This is a genomic window from Nocardiopsis sp. NPDC055824 (genome assembly GCF_053616335.1).
The window spans coordinates 1-21,759 of record NZ_JBSHDN010000059.1 but is presented as its reverse complement, the minus strand read 5'-3'; the positions used below and the strand labels follow the sequence as shown (position 1 = coordinate 21,759).

General features: G+C 65.5%; 11 protein-coding genes. 5 read left to right on the top strand and 6 right to left on the bottom strand.

The genetic code is table 11. The features are described from left to right. Nucleotides 1-43 precede the first annotated feature (43 nt). Nucleotides 44-1,240, top strand: a complete 1,197-nt coding sequence (locus tag ACWGL3_RS14555) for a DNA cytosine methyltransferase (protein ID WP_267945698.1) — start codon at nucleotides 44-46, stop codon at nucleotides 1,238-1,240. On the opposite strand, the gene ACWGL3_RS14550 is transcribed toward ACWGL3_RS14555, so the two are convergent. The 3 genes from ACWGL3_RS14550 to ACWGL3_RS14540 all read right to left on the bottom strand — a co-directional run bounded on the left by ACWGL3_RS14550 (nucleotide 1,224) and on the right by ACWGL3_RS14540 (nucleotide 5,097). After that, the gene (locus ACWGL3_RS14550) at nucleotides 1,224-1,943 is read right to left on the bottom strand and encodes a DUF6339 family protein (RefSeq protein ID WP_353002707.1); all 720 of its coding nucleotides are present in this window, start codon (nucleotides 1,941-1,943) and stop codon (nucleotides 1,224-1,226) included. The two genes, ACWGL3_RS14555 and ACWGL3_RS14550, sit on opposite strands and share 17 nt — an antisense overlap. A gap of 131 nt (nucleotides 1,944-2,074) precedes the next feature. Beyond that, nucleotides 2,075-3,040 (bottom strand): hypothetical protein, encoded by a 966-nt coding sequence (locus ACWGL3_RS14545; protein ID WP_267945700.1) that lies wholly within the window; start codon nucleotides 3,038-3,040, stop codon nucleotides 2,075-2,077. Continuing rightward, on the bottom strand, nucleotides 3,037-5,097 hold the full coding sequence (locus tag ACWGL3_RS14540; RefSeq protein WP_267945701.1) for a helix-turn-helix domain-containing protein: 2,061 nt from the start codon (nucleotides 5,095-5,097) through the stop codon (nucleotides 3,037-3,039). Before ACWGL3_RS14540 ends, ACWGL3_RS14545 begins: the two co-directional genes overlap by 4 nt. 479 nt (nucleotides 5,098-5,576) lie before the next feature. Here ACWGL3_RS14540 and ACWGL3_RS14535 point away from each other — a divergent pair, with 479 nt between their 5' ends. The 4 genes from ACWGL3_RS14535 to drmB are packed head-to-tail and all read left to right on the top strand — an operon-like array spanning nucleotide 5,577 to nucleotide 17,266. Next, the gene (locus tag ACWGL3_RS14535) at nucleotides 5,577-10,280 is read left to right on the top strand and encodes a DEAD/DEAH box helicase (protein ID WP_267945702.1); all 4,704 of its coding nucleotides are present in this window, start codon (nucleotides 5,577-5,579) and stop codon (nucleotides 10,278-10,280) included. Further along, a complete protein-coding gene (locus ACWGL3_RS14530; RefSeq protein WP_267945703.1) occupies nucleotides 10,277-12,193 on the top strand; it encodes a UvrD-helicase domain-containing protein in 1,917 nt (638 codons plus the stop codon). The genes ACWGL3_RS14535 and ACWGL3_RS14530 overlap by 4 nt, the downstream gene beginning before the upstream one ends. Further along, the gene (locus tag ACWGL3_RS14525) at nucleotides 12,180-15,395 is read left to right on the top strand and encodes a helicase-related protein (protein WP_267945704.1); all 3,216 of its coding nucleotides are present in this window, start codon (nucleotides 12,180-12,182) and stop codon (nucleotides 15,393-15,395) included. The genes ACWGL3_RS14530 and ACWGL3_RS14525 overlap by 14 nt, the downstream gene beginning before the upstream one ends. Before the next feature lie 2 nt (nucleotides 15,396-15,397). Next, nucleotides 15,398-17,266: a DrmB family protein gene (drmB, locus tag ACWGL3_RS14520; protein ID WP_452461398.1), complete on the top strand. Its 1,869-nt coding sequence runs from the start codon at nucleotides 15,398-15,400 to the stop codon at nucleotides 17,264-17,266. Nucleotides 17,267-17,302: 36 nt separating this feature from the next. On the opposite strand, the gene ACWGL3_RS14515 is transcribed toward drmB, so the two are convergent. The 3 genes from ACWGL3_RS14515 to ACWGL3_RS14505 form a co-directional block, all read right to left on the bottom strand. Then, nucleotides 17,303-19,396 carry a serine/threonine protein kinase gene (locus tag ACWGL3_RS14515; protein ID WP_267945705.1) on the bottom strand — a complete coding sequence of 698 codons (2,094 nt, stop codon included), beginning with the start codon at nucleotides 19,394-19,396 and terminating at the stop codon, nucleotides 17,303-17,305. 119 nt (nucleotides 19,397-19,515) lie between these two features. Beyond that, nucleotides 19,516-20,019, bottom strand: coding sequence for a very short patch repair endonuclease (locus ACWGL3_RS14510; protein WP_267945706.1), 504 nt, complete (start codon nucleotides 20,017-20,019; stop codon nucleotides 19,516-19,518). 312 nt (nucleotides 20,020-20,331) lie between these two features. Continuing rightward, the gene (locus ACWGL3_RS14505) at nucleotides 20,332-21,594 is read right to left on the bottom strand and encodes an NAD(P)-binding domain-containing protein (RefSeq protein ID WP_267945707.1); all 1,263 of its coding nucleotides are present in this window, start codon (nucleotides 21,592-21,594) and stop codon (nucleotides 20,332-20,334) included. Nucleotides 21,595-21,759: the final 165 nt, after the last annotated feature.

Genomic DNA, 21,759 nt, shown 5'->3' with positions numbered 1-21,759 from the left:
TTCCGAACACGCCTGCTCGTCCGAAGATCGCTAAGGTATCCGTATGACCCCTGCCCTGCCCGAGAAGATAACGATCGTCGACCTGTTCGCGGGCTGTGGTGGCCTCACTCAGGGGTTCCGCGAGTTCGTTCCTGCCGGCCGTACGGAATCACCGTTCCGTACCCTGGGAGCGGTGGAGATCGACGAGGCCGCGGCGACCACCTACGCGGCCAACTTCGCCTCGGAGGCAGGCGGGAGCGAGCACGTCTTCAACACCGGTATCGAGGACTGGAATCCCGGGGACCTCCGAGACGATGTCGACGTGATCCTGGGCGGGCCTCCGTGCCAAGGATTCTCCGCCCTGGGGAAACAGGACCCCGATGATCCACGCAACCAGCTCTGGCGTGAATACATCAGGGTGGTCGGCAAACTTCAACCCAAGGTCTTCGTGATCGAGAACGTCGACCGTTTCCTCAAGTCCCCCGAGTACGCCGAGCTGGAATCCGCGGTCGCCGAAAAAGGGGCGCTCGAAAACTATGTTCTCGAACGCAAGCACCTTGTGGCAGCGGACTACGGCGTTCCCCAGGCTCGCAAACGAACCATTGTCCTGGCGACACGCCGAGATGTCATGGACCTGCATCCACAGAAGTCCCCCCTGCAACACCCTGAACCCACCCATGCAAAAAACCCCGAACCGGACCTGTGGGAGAGCATCAAACCATGGGAAACGGTGCAGAACATCTTCGGAACTCCACACGCACCGAAGAGTTTGGTGAAACCCGAGGGCACAGAACTACCACCCGGGCGCATCAACCTCCTCGGAAAAGACATGCCAGGCCCGTTCCGTACCGACCAGTTGCACATAGGGCGCAAACCGATCAAACTTTCCCTCGACAGGTACGAGAAGATACCCCCGGGGGGAAATCGCCACGACATTCCGCCGCACCTGTCGACCGAGAGCTGGCTCAACCACCGCAGCGGCACGGGGGACGTCATGGGTCGACTGCACCTCGACCGCCCCTCGGTCACCATTCGCACCGAGTTCTACAAACCGGAGAAGGGACGCTACCTCCATCCGTGGGCACACCGACCGATCACCCACTACGAGGCAGCTCTCTTCCAGGGATTCCCCGAGGACTTCTTGTGGTGCGGTAGCAAGACACAGATCGCTCGCCAGATCGGCAACGCGGTCCCTGTCGGGCTTGCTCGTGCCATCGCCCAACAGGTGCACGCCTATCTGATGATCACCCGCTCTTCGTGACAGCGGGAACCTCGGTACAGATCCTCCGGAAGACACCTTCGAGCCGATTCACGGAGTCGAGCGGAGCCCGCCCGTCGTCCGGTCCGTCGGGCAGGGAGTCGAAGAGGATGAGTGAGTCCTCTCTTCCACCGACCCAGAACCGATAGGCGTCCGTGTCCGGCTCCGCGTCCGGAGCGAGCGTCTCGAGCGAGAGCGTGCTCGCCACAGCGTTCACCGCCTTGGCAAGGGCATTGGCCTCGCGGCCGGCACCCGCCGTTCCGTCCTTCACCAGCCGCAGGAGAGCCTGGGCCGTGGGTCGGTGCAACACGATGGACATACGCAGGGCCGTGTTGAGAACATCTTGGTTTCCGCAGGCGACCACGACGGGATCGTAGTCATAGCCGTCCCGGAAGAGTTCCGCAGCCCACCACAGCCGTGCGAAGGCCTGGGTGTGGAACGGTCCGATAAAACGGCTCCTGCTCACCATGGGCACAGGTTTTTTCTGTGTGGCCTTCCCGAGGTGACGCCAGAAAACATGGTCGGGTGCGACCCGCAACGCGAGATGGTTCCACAGGCCGCTGTCAGCCGCCTCGGCCCGTGTGAACCGCAGCACGGAATGGAGCCGAGGCGCCAACCAGGCATCGGCCTCCGTCGGAGCGTCATCGAAACGCTTGCGAGCTTCATCGATCAATTCACGTATCGGGTCGATGGAGCGTGGTTCCATACTGGGGTGAATACGTACCGACCTGTCCAAGCCCTTGGCCGGAATCGGTACGCGCCCCTGGAGCACGGCTTCTGTCAGATGCCTCGTCGCGGCTTCGTTGGACAACGACATCAGATTTTCGGGAGGCGAAATCACTGTTCTTCTTCCTGGGCCTTCCTGCGAAACGCACGAAGGAAGTTGCCCAGATGACGTGTGCGCCGGGCCTGCACCGCGGCGGCGTGCGCCACGCGCGCGTGGAGGTCCCCCCCAGCCCCGTCCTCTCGGGCAACGATCTCCGCCAGCGCATCGGTGAGCGAGTAATCGGGAAGGACATCGGGGAGCATCTTCCTCAGCGTGCTCTCCTGCCACCCTCCCGGCCATTCGGGGCGTCCCTGATCATCCTTGGGAAGCCCTCTGATCACGGAGGTGAACAGCACGGTCCACACCTCTTGAGCGATCTGCGAGGCCAGAGCGTTCTGCGCCGGTCGGTCCACGGCCCTGTCGCTCCTCAAGATCGCTTCGATTCCCTCGAAGCGCTTGTTGAGGTACAAGGTCGGTTCCTCCCCGACAGCTTCCACGAACCACGGATCACTGCGGAAGAGATCGAGGTGAACAGCTCCTTCCCCACCGAAGTCCACCCACTCCGTGCGAATACCATCCTTCTTGGTGGGTGTGGTCGCCAGGAGATCGATGGTCCATGATGCCTCGCTCCTGCCGATGAGACGACTGTCGATCTCATCGACCGTTGCGCTCACCTGGGCGATCAATTCGGCCTTGTTCACGTGACGTTCTCTGTGCAGGGTCACCTCACCCAGCCAGACACCGGGCTCGTCCTGCTCGAGCGGGACATGTGCGCGAACGTTGGTGCGGCGTTCGGACACGATCGCTGCACAAGCCACGTTCGTCCAAGGTCCGTCCGCGAGCTCGCGCTTCGGCAGACGCACCCTCACCGTGAGAGTGGCTGTCCCCCAGCGCTCCCGTTCCACTTCGTGAAGTGCGACGGTCCGCTGTGCCGCGGAGATCATGGAGAACTCGATCGGCACGTCGTCGAGTCTGGCGCGGAGAACCTCCAGGCCGACCTCACCCGCCAGAACCGCGTAAGGAAACAGTCGTTTCACGGTGCGCTCTCTCCCCTCACCAGATCCACTTCGGCGATGGCCAGGTTGGCCGCCACAGGGTGGCTGGCCACGTCCGACACCCCCCGGAAGGCAGCGGTGCGCGCGCCCGGTGTGAACCGCAACCTGCCTTCGACGACCTCGCAGCCGGACTCTGGCTCGAGTTCGGCCCAGCCGGCGGGGAGCCCACCACCCGAGAGGGTTCCGAAACGTAGGGCGGGCCGCATGATCCATGGATCCACACCTTCGGGGAGCCGCACAACGGCCCGGATCTGCCATGCACCGTCGGGTCTCACCTCCCCGGTGAGACTCTTGACGGTGGGGTGCTTCGGCGCCGGGTTGGGTTGGGGCGGGTCCAGGTCCAGCAGTCCCCGCAGCGCCTCCGGGACCTCGTCGGGAGGGCCTTCCGAAGGACGCGCCGCCGCACGCGCCATGGTGATCATCGCCTGGCGGAACTCACGAAGACGTGTGGCCGCGCCACGGGCATAGGTGGCCGTCAGGTCGTCCGTCTGTTTCCAGTCGTTGTGGTCGGGAGGTTCGGCCGTACGGAGGAAAGCCTCCGCCGCGGCGTTCTCCTCCGATTCACCCACCGCGAGACCGGCAAGAAGAACGGCCTGGAACGGTGGGGTCCCCACGACTTCACCCACGGCCCTGTCCATGACGATCATGCGGGTGCCTCGCATGCACACCAGGCGGTTGGGGCGCTCTTCCTCTCCGTCCGCCATGGGGGTGACCAGCAGTACGGCCTCGTGCTCGAACGCCTCCCTGCGGCCCTTGAGGGGTGGCACCGTGAGCGGGACGGTCTTCTGGAGTACGGCTTCCGCATCGGTGATCCTCTCCACCGTCTCGCCGTTCAGGAAGGCTCGGACCGCTCGTGACCTGGAAGGCTGGTGACGGTGCGGGTCGACCCTCTCCTCGGGTCGCACAGTTGTCGTGTTGCGAAGGGATTCCACGGTCGCCTCCAGCATGGGTGCCGAGTCGCGTCCGGCGATCATGGAGGCCCAGAAGTTGTCGGCGACACCACGCACCAGGTTCTCGTGCATCGTCTCGAGGTCTCCGCCCTCCGTGGCCGCGTCGTAGGCGCCCACCACCAGGAAGGAGGTGCCTGGTTCGTCGCTACCTCGGGAGAGGTACAGCTCCTCGACCGTGCGTTCGTCCGCCCACCAGGAACGCGACGTTCCGTCACGTTCTCGGTCCGGCACACCGAGCCATGCGGGCCCCGCGTACTGCTGATCTCCGAGTTCGTGCCAGGGCAGATCCAGACGCCCGATCAGACGACGCTCCCGTTGCCCCTCGTACGTTTCGGAGAGGGTGCTGTGCATCATCACCAGCCCGAACCGACTGGACGCCCACAAGGTGGCCTTGCCCAGTCCGAAGGAACCACCGGCCGTCGTGCTCTTGTGACTGTCGAGCTGCCGGCGAACCACCGCCGCGAAGCGCCCGTCGCCGTACTCCGGTCCGGTCAGCCCGGAGGCGTTGTAGTCGTCGATCCTCAGGAGAACCAGACTGTCCTTCTCCGCAAGGTCCTGAAGGCCGTTGCGCAGGATCCTCCCCGTCTTACGAAGGGGATCGGCGGCGGCGTGAAGGTGATCCCTCAGGTCGTCCCAGTGGAGAGCCTTCAGGAAGCGGTGCAGCCTCTCCCCCGTGAGCTCGTGCAGAACGTAGCGGACCCGGACCGGACGCTCGGGGTCGAACCTCTCGTCCAGACTGTTCTGGGTGGCCTCACGAGCGAGGACGGCAAGGTCCGAGTCGAAGGCGTAGGCTGCCGCGTTACCCAGCTCCCTGCCTCCGTCCCTGTGGGCGGGACGGTGGTACCACCCGAGGGAGTCGGCCGAGTCGGAGAGCTCCGCACGCGTCACGGAAGCTCCCGACGACAACCCCAGGAACCGCTCGATCAGCTCGATCTTCTCCAGGCGCGGTTCGGCCCGTCCCGTGATCCATGCCGAAACCGCGGCGCGGGTGACATCCAGCTCCTTGGCCAGTTCCGCCTGGCTGACGCCTCTCCGACGCAGCTGGCGTCCCAGCCACACACCGAAGGGTTCTCCTTCGTCCACCGTCATCTGCGCTCCGTCCTCGAGGTCTCCGGAAGCCTCACCCCAAGCATCCTTTGACGTGCCACCAACTGTCAAATCAAGCTTGACATGCCCCAGGGGAGACTCTTCTATGGAGAGACGACCCCAAGAGTCCCAAAAAGGACATATTGCACTGCTGTACCACCCGACACCGATCGGCGCCGCCCCGAACCACCTTCGGACTTGCCACACCCTCGAGCCCGTGCCATACTCCCGATTACTTCAACGTCGGCGAAGTCGAAAAATCGCGCTTCAATCCAGGGGTGAACTGTACCCTTTTCCCGTGGACGCCGAAATCGGAGAACCACCCGACCATCCCCCAGAAGTGAAGCACCAACGACCTGATCGCCCCTCGACAGAGTGAGCACTCTTCTTTCTTCGCCCCTCCCCCCTGCCATCTTCATGCGCACATCGGTCGACCCCCGCCTCGCCCTGAAGTCGTGCATTCGAAAAAGAAAAGCACACACATGAGAACGCCAGAGAGCAACTCCGTTCTACAACTGGTCATGGAACAGTCTCGGCGAGTTCTGGAGACCTACCGTATCGACCGGGGTCTCATCCAGGAGCACGCCAACAGCGAACGCCGCATCACCCAGGGTGGTTATGGTGATCGACAGATCTACGAATTGGTGCAGAACGGAGCCGACGAACTCCTTGCCCAGCCCGGCGGCAGGGTCTCCGTCATCCTGACCGAGGGGCACCTTTACTGTGCCAATCAGGGCAGCCCCATGGCTCCGGAAGGCGCCGACACCATTCTCCGCATGGGGGTGTCCCGCAAGCGGGGTGGGCAGATCGGTCGCTTCGGCGTCGGCGTCAAGTCCGTTCTGAGTGTCACCGACACTCCTCAGTTCTTCAGCCGGGAGCAGGGCAGGAGCTTCGGTTTCTCCCGCGAGTGGGCCGAACAGGAGATCCGGTCGGTGTGGGCCGACATCGAGGAGATTCCTGTTCTCCGTATGGCCCGCCCCCTCGAGCCGGGGCAGGAGATGCAGGACGATCCGGTCCTGGCCGAGCTCCTGGATTGGGCCACCACCGTGGTCCGTCTTCCCTTGAAACCCGGAAAGGCCACGCGCCTGGGCAAGGATCTCGACGCGTTTCCCGTGGAGTTCCCCCTGTTCTCTCCACATGTGGGATCCGTCGTGCTCGAAGATCGGCGTGGCACCGCTCCACGTATACGCCACATCTCCCAGCAGATCGACGGCGACACCCGAGTTCTGCAGATCCGTAGCGGCGTGGGGAACTCCACAACGGAAACGGTCGACAGGTGGCGGGTCTTCACCAGGAGACACCGCCCCTCCCCCCATGCGATCGGTGAGGCCGGGGAACTGCACGACCGCCCTGAGATCGATGTCTCCTGGGCCGTCCCGGAAAGAAAGGGACGAGGACAGCTCGGGCAGTTCTGGGCCTTCTTCCCCACGAACTTCACCACCACGCTGCGTGGCATCCTCAACGCCCCTTGGAAGACAAGCGAGGATCGTCAGAATCTGTACGACGGGAACGAGTTCAACCGTGAGCTGATTCGTGTCTCCGCCAGGCTGGTGGTGGAGTCGTTGGAAAAGCTGTCGCATTCCGACGACCCGTGCACATACCTGGACTTCGTGCCGGCACGTGGTCGTGAAGAGCCCCAGTTCGCCGCCACGGACCTCGTGGATGCGATCTGGAAACATGCCGCGGTGAGCCCCACCCTGCCGGACCAGGACGGTCGCTTCGGCCTTCCGGAGGCCGTGCGGCTCCATCCCGCGCGCCTGCAGAAGAAGTGGCTCGACCTGTGGGCACAGTACCCCGGCCGTCCGACGGACTGGTGCCACCATTCGGTGGAGAACACCGCTCATCGCAGGCAGAGTGCCGAAAGAATTCTGGCCTCCGCCAAGCTCGAGACCGCCTCGATCGTGGATTGGCTCGAAGCGCTCGTCGCGGACCACGCCCCCGAGTCGTCACGGACAGCCATCCGTATCGTGGCGGACATTCGACGTCACCACTCCCCCTTCGCGGAGGAGGGGCACACCTCTCTCGCGGAGGAGGCACTCAAGGCCAGGATCGTCCTGACCGAGGATCACCAATTGGTCGCCCCCTCCCCCAATGTCTTCCGTCGCAGCAGCGACTCGGACAACCTGACCGATCGGATGACCTACGTCGACGAACGAGTCATCACGGACGGTGAAGTACAACGCGCCCTCGACGAGCTCGGGATCCACGAAGCGGACGCAGCCGGCAGATTCGCCTCCGTCCTGACGAAGGGCTTTTCGGACTACGACGACGCCAGGTGGACCGCCCTGTGGGAACTGTCCCGAAAAGCCGGACCGGCCGACACCCTCGCGGCGATCCGTTCCGCGGAGATCGACACCTACCGACAGTTCAGGGTTCGTACGGTGGCCGGCCGCTTCCGACCGATCCGGAACTGCCTCCTCCCCGGCCCCGTGGTTCCTCGTGACGGTTCCCGAGATGCCCACGTGGCGGTCGACCTGGACTTCCACGGACCTGATCGTGTGATCCTCGGTGACCTGGGACTGCTCGACGGCCCCGTCGAGAAGGTGAGGCCCCAGAGCGGTGAGGGGTGGTACGACGCCTACGTGAAGACCATCTGGGAGCGCTACTGCCGCAGTCTTCCCTCGTCGGAGCGAAGGCCCAAGTTGGATTCCATGCACTTCGAGGGCGCGCCTCCTGCGGGCCCCCTGCACTTCCTGACCGAGCTCTCCGAGGAGGGAAGCGCCTCCTTCCTGCAGGCCCTCCCCCGCCTGGGACTGGTCACCAGCTGGACACTTCGGGTGGGCCGGAGCAGCTCCACCGTGAAAGCGGTCGTCTCCCCACTGAGGTGGATGGCACACAGACACGGCCACCTCCGAACCTCCCGTGGACTACGCGCCCTGTCGGACTCCGTGGGCCCGCAGCTCCGGGTGCACCATGACGTGCTTCCGGTCTCCGAGGTCCCCTCGGCCGTGGCAGAGGCGCTGAAGTTGCCCGACACCCTGGAAGCCATCGGTACCCGCTTCTGGAAAAAACTCGTCGAGGAAGCGGCACTGAGCGAGGACGACGTCTTTCCCGGAAAGGTGTACGCCCTGCTGGTCGAAGCAGGAGCCGACTGGCCCGAGGGGCTGCCCACACGTTGCCGGGTGGGCGCCGGGTGGAGCAGCGAGTACGAGGACGCGGACATCGCCGTCACGTCCGACCGTGCCGAGTACGAGTCCCTGATCCGTGAGTCGCTCCCAGCCCTACTGGTACCGGACGCGGAGACCGCCGAGGTGATGCGCCGGGACTGGGGAATGGCCTCCCCCGACGACGTCATCCAGAAAGAGATACGTCATGTCGCCCAGTCCGAACCGAACCTGATCCTCGAGGAGTTTCCTCACCTGAGGCTGTCCCATCGTGCCCAGGTGGACGGTTGGTCGATCGTGCGTTGCGGCGAACTGCAACAGATCGTGCGCACACCCAAGGGGATGAACACCACCGAACTCGAATCGGCGGTGCTCGATCGTTCCGTCCTGGTCCTGGACCCCGATGACGATCTGTCAGTGCTCAACGCGATCGATGTCGAACTCGGCCTCGGCCTCGGGCCGAATCGATGCCGTCAGATCCTCGATCAGCGGGAGAAAAAGAAGAAGAACGAACGACTGGAACGCGCCCGCAAGGCTCCGAACGTCGCCGACAAACTGCTGGAACTGGCTGATGTGGAGGCCATCAAGGCAGGACTGCCCCAAGGTCTGCTCGAATCGGAGAACATCGAACAGAACGGGGAAGCCGCCCACCGGGAGATCGCCCAGCTGGCGGTGGACTCCTACGGAGTCTCGGTGATGCGGCACTACCGCAAGGACATCGAGGCCAACGTTCCCGACGTCGCCTGTGGTTTCAATGGGGACAACAGGTCCCTACAGGTGGTCAACCAGCTCGGACTACCCCAGAACTACGCCGGCACGAAGGAACCACGTCTGCCCGCCACAGAGACCGTCGATGGCCCTCGCGAGTTCCCTCGTCTGCACGACTACCAGGAAAAACTGGCAGCCAAGATGTTCGACCGGCTCACCAGGTACAAGGCGGGCAAGGCGATGCTGTGTCTGCCCACGGGCGCCGGCAAGACCCGTGTCGCAGCGGAAGCCGTCATCCGGGTCATCAAGGCACAAGGGCTGGGTGGCCGCCCCGTGCTGTGGATCGCTCAGACCAGCGAGCTGTGCGAGCAGGCCGTGCAGAGCTGGCAGTTCGTGTGGTCGAAGGTTGGCCCGGACAGTCCTCTGACGATCAGTCGCCTGCGTGAATCGAACGAGGCCGCTCCCGTGTCGGAGAACCCCCACCTGGTGGTCGCCACGGACGCAAAGTTGGAGAAGTGTCTGCACACGGCGGAGTACGCCTGGCTGCGTGATGCCGCCCTGGTGCTGATCGACGAGGCACACACCTCCATCACCCCTCGCTACACCGAACTGTTGAAGCTGTTGGGCATCACCCATCGCTCCTCGGAACGACCGTTGATCGGCCTGACCGCGACACCGTTCCGCGGATTCAACGAGGAGGAGACGCAGCGACTCGTTCAACGTTATGGCGGAATACGCCTGGACGAGGGGATCTTCGACGGTGACCCCTACACCGAGCTGCAGAACCTGGGCGTGTTGGCACATGTGGAGCACCGTGAGCTCACCGGTGTCACGATCGAGCTGAGCGAGACGGAACTGGAGGATCTGGAGAAGAGCTCCTTCCTGCGGCGACTTCCGATCTCCGCGGAGAAGCGGATCGCCGACGACCACAGCCGAAACACCATGCTGATCGAGGAGATCCGCGATCTCCCGGACGACGAGCCCGTGCTGTTGTTCGCAACGTCGGTCAACCACGCAAAACTCCTGGCTGCAAGGCTCAACAAACACGGCATCCGGGCGGAGGCCGTCGACTCGACCACCCCCCTGTCCGAACGGCGCCGCATCATCGAGGACTACCGCAACCGCAAGATCCGGGTCCTGACCAACTACGGCGTCCTGGCCCAGGGGTTCGACGCGCCCGCCACGAAGACCGTGATCGTGGCTCGACCTACCTACAGCCCGAACGTCTACCAACAGATGATCGGCCGTGGTCTTCGCGGAAAGCTCAACGGCGGCAAGGAGATCTGTCGCATCCTCGACGTCCACGACAACGTGACCAACTACGACAAGAAGCTGGCCTTCACCGAGTTCGAACACCTGTGGGGACGGAAGTGAACGCATCCGACCCTCTCGACGAACTGACGGACGAACAGCGCGCGGTGGTGGAACAGCCGGCCGATGCCCAGGTACTCGTCACCGCGGGCCCGGGTGCGGGAAAGACCCACACCCTGATCCGGCGGCTCGACTTCCTCGTCTCCGAGGAGGAGGTGGGCCCCGGGGAAATCCTGGTTCTCACCTTCTCCCGGGCCGCGGTCCGTGAACTACGGGCCCGCACGATCACGCACGGAGGCTCCGCCCGTCACGTCCGCGCGCAGACCTTCGACTCCTGGGCACTCGATCTGCTCATGAAGGTCGACGCCGGCGGCGGTTGGGAGGAACGCTCCTTCGACGCACGTATCGAGGGAGCGCGCCGGGCGATCGAGGACGGTCTCGCCGAGGAGGAACTCGGAGGGGACCTGGTCCACGTCGTGATCGACGAGGTTCAGGATCTGGTGGGGCCACGTCGGGAGATGGTCGAGGTCCTGCTGGACGAGTTCGACCCCGGTTTCACCGTGGTCGGTGATCCCGCCCAGTCGATCTACGGGTTCACGGTTCCCGACGTCGAACAACGTGCTCAGGAGACAGGACGCTTCTTCACCTGGGTACGCCGTACTTTCGGCGAGGACCTGATCGAGCTGCGCCTCACCTCCAATTTCCGGGCGTGCACGGCAGAATCGGGGCTGGCCCTGCCACACGGTCCGGAGCTGCGGCGCGACGCCGAATCCGGTCGTGTCGCCGGACCGGGGATCCACGAGGAGCTCCGTGGTTCCCTACGCACCACCTTGAGCCTGGACATGGACGAGTTCGGCTTTCTCAGCCTGGGATCCCATGAAGGCACCACCGCGGTTCTGTGCCGTACCAACGGCCAGGCACTCCTGTTGTCCGGCTCCCTCTGGCAGGGAGGGGTGCACCATCGACTGCAACGCTCGGCCCGTGACCGTGGCGCCCCGGCGTGGTTGGCCTTCCTCTTCCGGAAGGTCGACGGTTCGATCCTGACCAGGAGCCGGTTCGAGGAAGTCGTGAGCGCGTACGGTCTTCCCGTCGACGAGGTCGAACCGCTGTGGCTCGGCCTACGACGTTCTGCCAGGGACGGAGCTCGCAACGTCGACATGGGACGTCTGAGAACGGCCATGGCACTCGGAAGGTTGGCCGACGAGTTGACGGCGCAGCCTCCCGCCTCCCTCGTGGTTTCCTCCTTCCACCGTGCCAAGGGGCTGGAGTTCGACCGGGTGGTCGTGGTCGATCCGGGAAGTCTGCCGGTCGGGGAGCAGAAGTCCGAGAAGGGGGGCAGGAAGAAACGTGAGCGCCACGTCGACGTGGCGGAGGAGGCACGGCTCCTCTACGTGGCGATGACGCGGCCCCGCCAAGAGCTGTTGCACATGGATCCCCCCGAGCAGTACTTCGTCCGCTCGGCACCAGGGCTCGACCGGTGGGGACGGTACTCGTTCCGCCGATGGGCACGGTTGGGCCTGGAACTGCACGCCGGGGACGTCTGCACCGAATTCCCCGCCGGGACCCACGGATTCACCGAGGATCCTCAGAAGGTGCAGGAGTACCTGGCCACCGGTGTCCGACAGGGGGACGAGGTGAGGTTGGAACGGCTGCTGCCCGACTCCGACGAACCCGGTAGGAGCCCTCACTACGTGGTGGTGCACCAGGAACGCCCCATCGGCATGCTGTCCGACCGTCTCCGGAGCGATCTGTACCACTTCATGAAGCTCGGCCCCAGCTACGAGCCACGCAACTGGCCATGTCTGCTGTCCGGCGTGCGCATCGATTCCGTCGAGGCTTCCGCAGGCAGTGAGGCGGCCGGTCTCCGAGCCGGCCTGGGCTCCCGCGGAGTGTGGCTCACCCCTCGTCTCACGGGACTGAGCACTTTCGAGTACGACCCCAAGCCCGAGGAGGAGAACCACGATGACAGCACATGATGAGCACTACGTGTTCCGGTCCGAGCTGGTCGAACAACTACAGAGGGACCTGTTGGGACCGGTCGGCGGAGACCAGGAGGTGCTCTCCGACGCCCCGCTCACCACCTACCTGACCGGCGTGCTCTTCCCCAGGCGTGCGAAGCGGGAAGAGGTCCCGGAGAACATCTCCGAGCAGGACGTCGACCTGGCGGGGGCTCGCACGGGTGTCGACGAGGTGCTCGATGTCGGCGTGGCGGCCGCGAACATGCAGAATCCCTCGTCGATGGGTCTCACCTTCGCCGTCGACCCGGAACGGGCCTCCTCCGTCGTCGTCAAGGTTACGGCTGCCGTGTACGAAGCGCGTGACCCGGATGGGCACCCCGTGGAGGCCGAGCGTGCCGAACGCCGCTCGACAGCCGAGCAGAAGCTGCGTTGGCACCGCATCCCCGTGCCCGAGAAGGGCGTGAACGTCGACGTGACCCGTCCGGAACTGTGGACGGAGGAGATCGTCCCGGGGCTGAGCCTTCGTGTACAGGTGCGCCCCGCCCGTTCCACGCAAGGGGCGCCCAGATCGGTCGCCGTCACCGCTGCTCTGCTCAACACGCACACGATCGGCGCCTACGACCTCCAGGACGTCCACTGCTTCTTCCAACCGGCCCTCTCCGTGCATGGTGGGGACGTCTCCGCACCCGCTCTGGTCGAACGCCCGGTGCCTGTGGGTACGGACGAGGAGGAGATCCACGTCAACAAGCTGCTCCATCGACACACTCCCCATTTCGCCGTCGGACACGGTTGTGCCACCGTCTGGGACTGGACCCCACCACCGCCGCGTGACGAGCGCCTGCTGCGCGGCGTCCCCATGGCGGTGGAGAGCGTGCGCACCGCCTTCGTCCCTTCCTACGAGGTGCTGTTGACCGACTCCAACCCGGAGATCGATGCCTCGGAACTGGACATGGACCGTCTGAGCTCGGCCGACACCGACGTCGTGGGAGCTCTGCGCCGCCTGGTGAAGGGGTACCGGGGTTGGATCGCCGAACGTGCGGAGGAGGCCCGCCTGCTCCAGGCCACCGAGTACGGTCGAGCAGCCCAGGCACAGGTCGATCTCTGTTCGGAGGCCTGCGACCGGATGTCCGCCGGTATCGAACTGTTGCGCAGGGACCCGGAGGTCGAAGCGGCATTCCGTCGTGCCAATCGGGCCATGGCCCTACAGCGAGGCAGAACCAACTGGATCAGGTCCGGCGGGCACGGGGCACCCGTCCTCGACGGCCGCTGGCGTCCCTTCCAGATCGCCTTCCTGCTCCTGTGTCTGAACGGCATCGTCGATCCCGATCACGACGACCGCAAGGTCGCCGATCTGCTGTGGTTCCCCACCGGCGGTGGCAAGACCGAGGCCTACCTCGGTCTCATCGCCTTCACGGTGTTCCTGCGCCGGAGCCGCCTGGGTGAGATGGGTGGAGGTGTCACCGCCCTCATGCGTTACACACTGCGTCTACTCACCCTCCAGCAGTTCGAACGTGCCGCCACCCTGATCTGCTCGATGGAGACCATGCGCCGCCTGTCCCCTCGGGAACTGGGTGGAGAAACGATCTCCCTCGGTATGTGGGTGGGCAAGGCCGCCACCCCCAACACCATCAAGGACGCGGCGGCGAGCCTGAAGCAGCTGCGGGAAGGGAAGACGCTCCAGGAGGAGGATCCCGTCCAGTTGCGCGCCTGTCCCTGGTGCGGCACCCCTATGGACGCCCACCACTACGAGGCGGACGCGAGCACCGCACACATGCGGATCTTCTGCCCTTCCCAGGAGTGCGACTTCCATGACGCGCTCCCCGTCCACGTGGTCGACGAGGTGATCTACGCACACCGACCGACCCTGGTCATCGCAACGGTCGACAAGTTCGCCCAGATCGCCTGGCGCCCCCAGGTGTCCGCCCTGTTCAACCGGGACGTCGATGACGGGACACCGCCACCGGAGTTGATCGTCCAGGACGAACTGCACCTGATTTCGGGCCCCCTCGGAAGCCTGACCGGTCTGTACGAGACCGCGGTCGACGTCGCTGCGGACCAGGCCAAGGTCATCGCCTCCACGGCGACGATCCGTCGTGCCCGGGACCAGGCCCGAGGACTGTTCAACCGTGACGTACGCCAGTTCCCGCCGGCCGGACTCGACTCCCGTGACTCGTGGTTCGCCGTGGAGACCCCCGCCAAGGACAAGGCGTCCCGTCTGTACGTCGGACTGCTCACCCCATCCACCAGTCAGGCGACACTGCTGGTCCGGTCCTACGCGGCATTGCTGCACCACGCCTTCACCATCAAGAGCACCGACAAGGTCCGGGACGCCTACTGGACCCTGGTCGGGTACTTCAACAGTTTGCGGCTGCTGGCGGCGGCGGAACTGCAGGTACACGACGATGTACAGGACCGGCTCAAGCTCCTGGCCGAACGCCATGATCAGGAAACACGCCCTGCGGAATTCCTGTCGGAGCTCACCAGTCGGGTCACGTCCAGCGAAATTCCTCAGAGGCTCCAGGATCTGAACCGTGCCTTCCCCGAGGAGGGCGCCTTCGACACCGTCCTCGCCACCAACATGATCTCCGTGGGCGTGGACATCGACCGTCTGGGGCTCATGACGATCATGGGGCAGCCCCAGACGACGGCCGAGTACATCCAGTCGAGCAGCCGTGTCGGACGACGCCATCCCGGTCTCGTGGTGACGCTGTTCAACGGTGCACGTTCGCGGGACCGGTCTCACTACGAGAGCTTCACCTCGTACCACTCGGCTCTCTACCGCCAGGTCGAGTCGACCAGCGTGACACCGTTCTCCGCCAGGGCTCGTGACCGGGCTCTCCATGCCGTGCTCGTGGGTATGGCCCGTCTGTTGTACCCCGAGGCCAGGGCCAACGACGCTGCGGCCCGTGTGGGGGACTTCGAGGAGCGCCTGGAGCAGATCAGGGAACTCGTGCTGCTGCGTGTCAAGGATGTCGCTTCGGAGGAAGTCGCCGCGACGGCGGAGGACATCGACCACTTCTTCGAGGAGTGGCGTCTTCTCGCCAAGGGGAACGGAGGCCTCGTCTACGAGGCTCCGTACACGTTCGAGCGCAGCAAGGAGCGCGCTCCCGACACCGCCCTGTTGTGCTCGTACTCCGACGAGGACCTGGACGACGCGTTCCCGACCTTGTGGAGCATGCGCGACGTCGACGTCGAATCCGATCTCTACCTGGAGCGTTGAACATGGCCATGAAAGAACGGCGACAGCGCCGTCCCCGGAGGCGGGAGAACACGGCAGAGGCTTCGAGAACCCCTCTGGGCGGAGTACGTCGTACCCAGATGATCACCACCTACGGCGTGGGTGCACTGGTCGCGATCGACGAGAAGTCCTACGTGGTGAGCGGGATCGACTCGTGGAAGGTGGACGACTCCACGGCGATCTTCGAGCCACGCCTCCAGCACTGGTTGGGGGTCCAGGGGTTTCGTCTTCCTCCGGCCTCGAATCCACCGGTCGGCGACGGGGTACGAGTTCGTCTCTTCCCCGAGATGTACTCCTGTCCCAAGTGCCATGAACTCAAGAGGTTCCGTGAGTTCGGCTCACCCCGCGGGAAAAGCCTCTGCGGTGCGTGCGAGGAATCCCTTTCCCCCTCCCGATTCGTCGTCGCGTGCGAGAACGGACACCTGGACGACTTCCCCTACTTCGCCTGGGTCCACAAGAGAACCTCTCCGGTGAGTTCGGAGACGGGGGTCCGACACGAGTTGTCCCTGCACAGCACCGGGCGGACCGCTTCGCTGCGTTCTGTCGTGGTGCGCTGCTCCTGCGGGAAGAAGGCTTCCCTGGAAGGTGCCTTCGGAGGCGGGGCCATGCAGGCCCTGGGTATCTCGTGCTCGGGAAGGCGACCTTGGTTGGGAGCCGAAGGTGTGGAGGTCGGTTGCACGTCCGCACCTCGCACCCTGCAGCGTGGTTCGTCCGCGGCCTGGTTCCCCCTCAACCGGTCCGCCCTGTCCATCCCTCCGTGGTCTGCCACCCTGCAGAAACGGGTCCACGACCACTACGGCGTGTTGGAACCTCTGATCGCGGGAAAGGTCGACGACGCCCTTCTCGACAAGGTCATCGAGGGAACCGGGCTCCTGCAGGGATCGCTCTTCACCCGCCAGGAGATCGTGAACGCCGTCCGTCAACGGATGGAGCTGGCGAACACGGAACCCGAGTCCGAGGCGTACGGCGGTTTCGAACCGGCCGAACGACTCAGGAGGGAAGAGTACGAACAGCTGATGTTCGGCACCGCCGAGTTGGAGAGGGACCAGGACTTCGAGTGTGTGAAGCCCGAGGGTGACCGTGCCGCGCTTCCCTTCGGGATCGAACGCAGCATGCAGGTCAAGCGGCTCCGTGAGGTGCGCGCCCTGCAAGCGTTCACCCGTGTTCAGGCGCCCGACGTGATGAGCCCGGGCACGCAACCTGCCGCTCTCGCCCTGGAGGCACAGGACTGGCTTCCCGCTGTCGAGGTGAGTGGGGAAGGTGTTTTCCTGACCCTGGACAACGACCTTCTGCACAGCTGGGAGCGCCGCCCCGGCACGGTGCAACGGATGGATCGGATCCGTCGGGAACACACCCGTGTACTGCGTTCCCTGGCTCGAAAATCGTCTTCGGGCAGGAAGGACGAGGCCGTCGATTCACCGATCACCCCCAGGTACGTGCTCCTGCACACCCTGGCCCACATCCTGATCAACGAATGGAGCCTGGGGGCCGGATATCCCGCTGCTTCCCTGCGGGAACGGCTGTATGTGTCCGACGACATGGCGGGCATGCTGATCTACACCGCCACCAGCGACTCCGCCGGGAGCCTCGGGGGCGTGGTTGCCCAGGGCGAGTACAAGCAACTGCGTGCCACGCTCGAATCGGCTCTGAACCGGGCTGCTTGGTGCTCCCAGGATCCTCCCTGCATGGAGTCGGAGGCGAGCGGGGTCAACGGGCTGAATCTGGCCGCCTGCTACGCCTGCGTACTTCTGCCCGAAACGAGCTGCGAGACCAACAACTCCTTCCTGGACCGCGGCGTACTCTTGGGCACCCCGGAGGACTCGTCGGTCGGCTTCTTCAACCGGGACAACTGAGGAGAGCCGGGGGCGCCGGGCGGTGCCCCCGGCATTTCACCGGCCTGGCCGGTGACCGGGCCGCCTCCAGTGGTCGACGACGGAGGTGAGGTCCCCCTGGGACACCAGGGATGTACGTAGCCGTGTCGGTCTCTTCGCTCCTCTCGGCAGAAACAGGGCGTCGCCGGATCCGCGAAGTCGCGTGGTGCGCCCGTCGTCGACAGTCACCTCGCCCCCCTCTACGGAGGTCGTCCTGAAAGTGAGACGGGAGGGGATGTAGGCATGGACACGTTCGGTGAGTGCACCGGTGTGCACCTCACGGGTGGCCAGGACCAGGTGGATACCCACCGCACGCGCCAATCGAGCAAGGCTTCCGATGGAGTGTTCGGTCTCCTCGCGACACCGGTCGGTGAGCACGGTCACCTCATCGACGAAGACCACGATCGAAGGGTGTGGGGTTCTCGTCCCGAGGCTCCGTGCCGGAGGTGGCGTCCGTCCCTCACGTACCGCCACGTTGTAGCCGTGAACCGTGCGATGTCCGTGAGAGGCGAGGTCGTCGTAACGACGTTCCATCTCCTCCTCCACCCATCGCAACGCCACCACCGCCCTCGCCGGGTCGTCGGTGACGGGGAACAACAGGTGCGGCACGTCGTCGAAGACGGAGAGCCGGCCGCCCGGTGAGTCGACCAGCACCAGGCGAACCTCCTCGGGGGTGGCACGCACGAGCAGGGAGGTCACCGCAGCACGGATCGCCATGGACTTACCCGTTCCACGAGCACCGGTGATCAGCAGATGGGGGGTCTCCTCCAGGTTCACCAGCACGGGTCCCGCAGCGCCTCGTCCCAGGCCGTACAACAGGGACGAGTTCTCCTGTGGCGCGGGTGCCGAGCGAAGCAGGTCTCCCAGACCGATGACCTCCGGGTCCGCGTTGATGATTTCCAACCCCACCGCGGTTCCCCCGGGAAGAGCCGATGTCGATCGCACGAAGGCGAGGAACTCCACGTCGACACCACCCAGTTCCACGGAGATCTGTTCGACCAGTCGTCCGACACAAGACGCACTTTCCGGGGAGGGCAGACGGATCTCGTATCTGCTGACCACGGGACCTCGAACACACCCTGCCACGTGAGCGTCCACATTGCTCCTGGCCAACACGCTCTGGACCGTGGACATGACATGACTGTTGTGAGGCGTGTGTTTCTTGGCCGGCGAACCGGAAGCGAGGAGACGGGGCGAAGGCGGGGTGAAGGGCTCGGACGCCGGCGGGACAGCAGGCTTCGGGCCGGTAGGCATCGCGGTCCGGGAGTCGTGATGAACGGCATCACTCCCCCGGTCGTGTCCCCGAACTATCCTCTTCAGCCGGTCGCGGACCTCCTCCGCGTTCGCAGGTCGCTCCTCGGGCCGTTTGCCGAGCAGGTCCGTGACGAGGGCCTCCAGCCCCGCCGGCACACTCCGACGGCACTCCGCGAAAGACGCGGGAAGCGCACGACGATGTAGATCCATCAGTTTGTGAGGCGTTCCCCGGAAAGGCGGGAAACCGGTGACGAGTTCGTAGAGGACGCACCCCAGCGAGTACAGGTCGGATCGTATGCCCACCACGCCGTCGAACTGCTCCGGAGCCATGTAGACCGCCGTGCCGATCCCGGCGGTACCCTGCTCCCCACGGTTGTCCTCGAGGACCCGAGCCACTCCGAAGTCGCAGATCTTCACCTGTCCCCGAGGGGTGAGCATGATGTTGGAAGGTTTGACATCGCGATGCGCCACGTTCCCACCGTGTGCGGCGATCAGGGCCTCGGCCACCTGCAATCCGATGTCCAACACCTGTTCGACCGGCAGACCGTCAGGATGACGGTCGAGAAGACGTTTCAGGTCCTCTCCGTCGACCTTCTCCATGACGACGTAGAGGAACCCGTGACTCTCCCCTGTGTCATGGACAACCGTGATGCCCGGATCCTGAAAGGCCGCGGCGATCTCGGCCTCGCGCCGAAAACGGTCCATCCGCGAGGGGTCGGAGTGGCGTAGGGGCAAAAGCTTGACAGCGACCGCTCGACGGAGCTTGAGGTCGAGACCGCCCCAGACCTCTCCCATGCCTCCACTGCCCAGGTGCTTCTCGAGGCGATAGCGGCCGTCGAGCTCGGTCCCCCCGTACAACAGCCAGCCTTTCGCAAGACACTACGCCGTTCCCCTCGCAGAAGGATTCTGACGTAGACCGGTCCTCTTCAAAAATTCGCGTCTGCGACCGCCGGGGGAGAGGAGGGACAGCATCCCACTCACCGGGGGCCACGAACCGGCGATTCCGGTTTCCGGACTCTCCCGGTTCTTCCACGTGCAAGACGGCGTTCTCTCAGCACACGTTCGACCTCGGAAGCAGCTGCTTCCATGTCTTCGTGCTCCCAGAAACGGAGCACCGCCCAACCAGCCTCTCGCAGCCTGGTATCGGTGTCGCGGTCACGAGCCACGTTCCCGCTCAGTTTGTGCTCCCACCATGCTCCGTTGTTGACCGGAGCCGTTCCGTGGACAGGGCAGCGATGCCAGAAACACCCGTCGACGAACACGACGACCTTGGCCCCGACGAAGGTTACGTCCGCTCTTCTGCGTGGCATGCCTTCCAGCGGTCGATTCACCCGATAGCGCGAACCCCTGCGATACAGTGCACGCCGTAGTTCCATCTCGGGTGCTGTGTCCTTGCGTTTCTGTCGAGACATACGCGCCGAGGTGGCAGCATGCACGCCTGCGGGCCGGCACGGTACCGTTTCGACCGACGTCTCGTCCATCAGTGCCTTCCCTCACCGGTATCTCGACCTCGCGCGTCATCGAACCCACCCGACCCGGCGTGCGAGGTCCTGCGCCACAACCGCTGTTCGGCCGCTCCGGGTTCGGGTGGGGCCGGGACGTGTCGCGTGGCACTCCCCGAGCTCTCATACGAAGTCAGGGGCTTCCGAGTGTGAACATATCGGATACCGGATCGCGTTCGGGAAAGGAGCGTGCCCCACCGAGGTCCGACACCTTCCCGAGGAATTCCGGCAAGGAGTGGCAGGGCCGTCGCGCCCGGGATCACCGGTGAGATGCGAACGCCGGTCAGGCACTCAGGTCATCGGTGAGCGCCGACGGGTCCGGTCCGGAGCACTGGACACCATGCTCCTCGCGCCGGAGCCGGTGTGCGTGCTGCGCGGAGAACCTGTCCAGCCCACGGGAGCCGGATCCGCCACGGGGGCACGGAGCTCGGCGACGACCTGCCGTGCGACGGCGCGGCCGGCGCGGTTGGCCCCGATCGTGCTCGCCTGGGGACCGAAACCCGCGAGGAACAGGCGGGGGTTGCGCACCGAGCGGCCCTGTTCGACGCGGACGCCGCCGCCGGGCTCGCGCAGGCGCAGCGGTGCCAGGTGGGTGAGCTCGGCCCGGAACCCGGTGGCCCAGATGATGGCGTCCACGGGGGCGAACGTCCCGTCGGCCCAGCGGACCCCGTCCGGTTCGACCGAGGAGAACATCGGCCGGGCCACGAGGAGCCCCCGCTCGGCCGCGGCCAGGTTCTCCGGGGTGGCGGGGAGGCCGGTTCCGCTGACGATGCTCGGGAGCGGCCGCCCGGCCCTGGCAGCCTCGTCGGCCATCCGCACGGCCGTGACGCCCGCGTCCGGGTCGTCGGTGAACTCGACGGGTCGGCGGGTGGCCCACACCGTGGCCGCCGCCACGCCCTCCAGCTCGCGCAGGAACCCGACCGCGGAGGTGCCCCCGCCCACGACGAGGACACGCTTCCCCCGGAAGTCCTCGGCGGAGCGGTAGCCGGGTGTGGTGATCTGCGTGCCCCGGAACTCCGCGGCACCCGCGAAGTAGGGCCGGAAGGGGCGTGCCCACGTCCCGCCGGCGTTCACGAGGACCCGGGCGCCGATGTCGCCCCGGTCGGTCGTGAGGAGGAACCCTCCGCGGCCGTCCTCGTGGACCCCGGTGACCTCGACGGGTCTGCGCACGTCCAGCGCGAACGCCTGCTCGTAGCGCTCGTAGTAGTCGGCCACGACCTCCCTGGCCGCCCTCGTCCGGTCCGCGGTGGCGAAGCTCAGACCGAGCTCCCCCATGCCGGGCAGGTCGTCGACCTTGTGCGCCGTGTCCAGCCGCAGCGACTCCCACCGGAACTGCCAGGCCCCGCCCGCACCAGGCCCACGGTCAAGGACCACCAGGTCCGAGCCCGGGGTGAGCCCGAGGCGCCTCAGGTGCCAGGCCACCGACAGACCGGCCTGTCCCGCGCCCACGACGACCACGTCGGCCGCATCCGGCAGCTCCGGCCCGGGTCCGCCCGTGCGGCCGTGCTTCGCTCCGGGGGCGCCCGGCCCGCCACGACCCTTCCCGTCCGCCATGTCCGTCCCTTCCGTCGTCCGCTGTCAGGGGGCAACAACGGCGGCGGGGGGTTCATGCCGGATCCCCGGCGCCCGCTCCGGGACGGACACCGGGCGTTACGTGGAACGGCCCGGCGGCGAGCCGACGGAGCGGGAACGGGGGCGGCGGCGCGAGTGGTCCCGCGC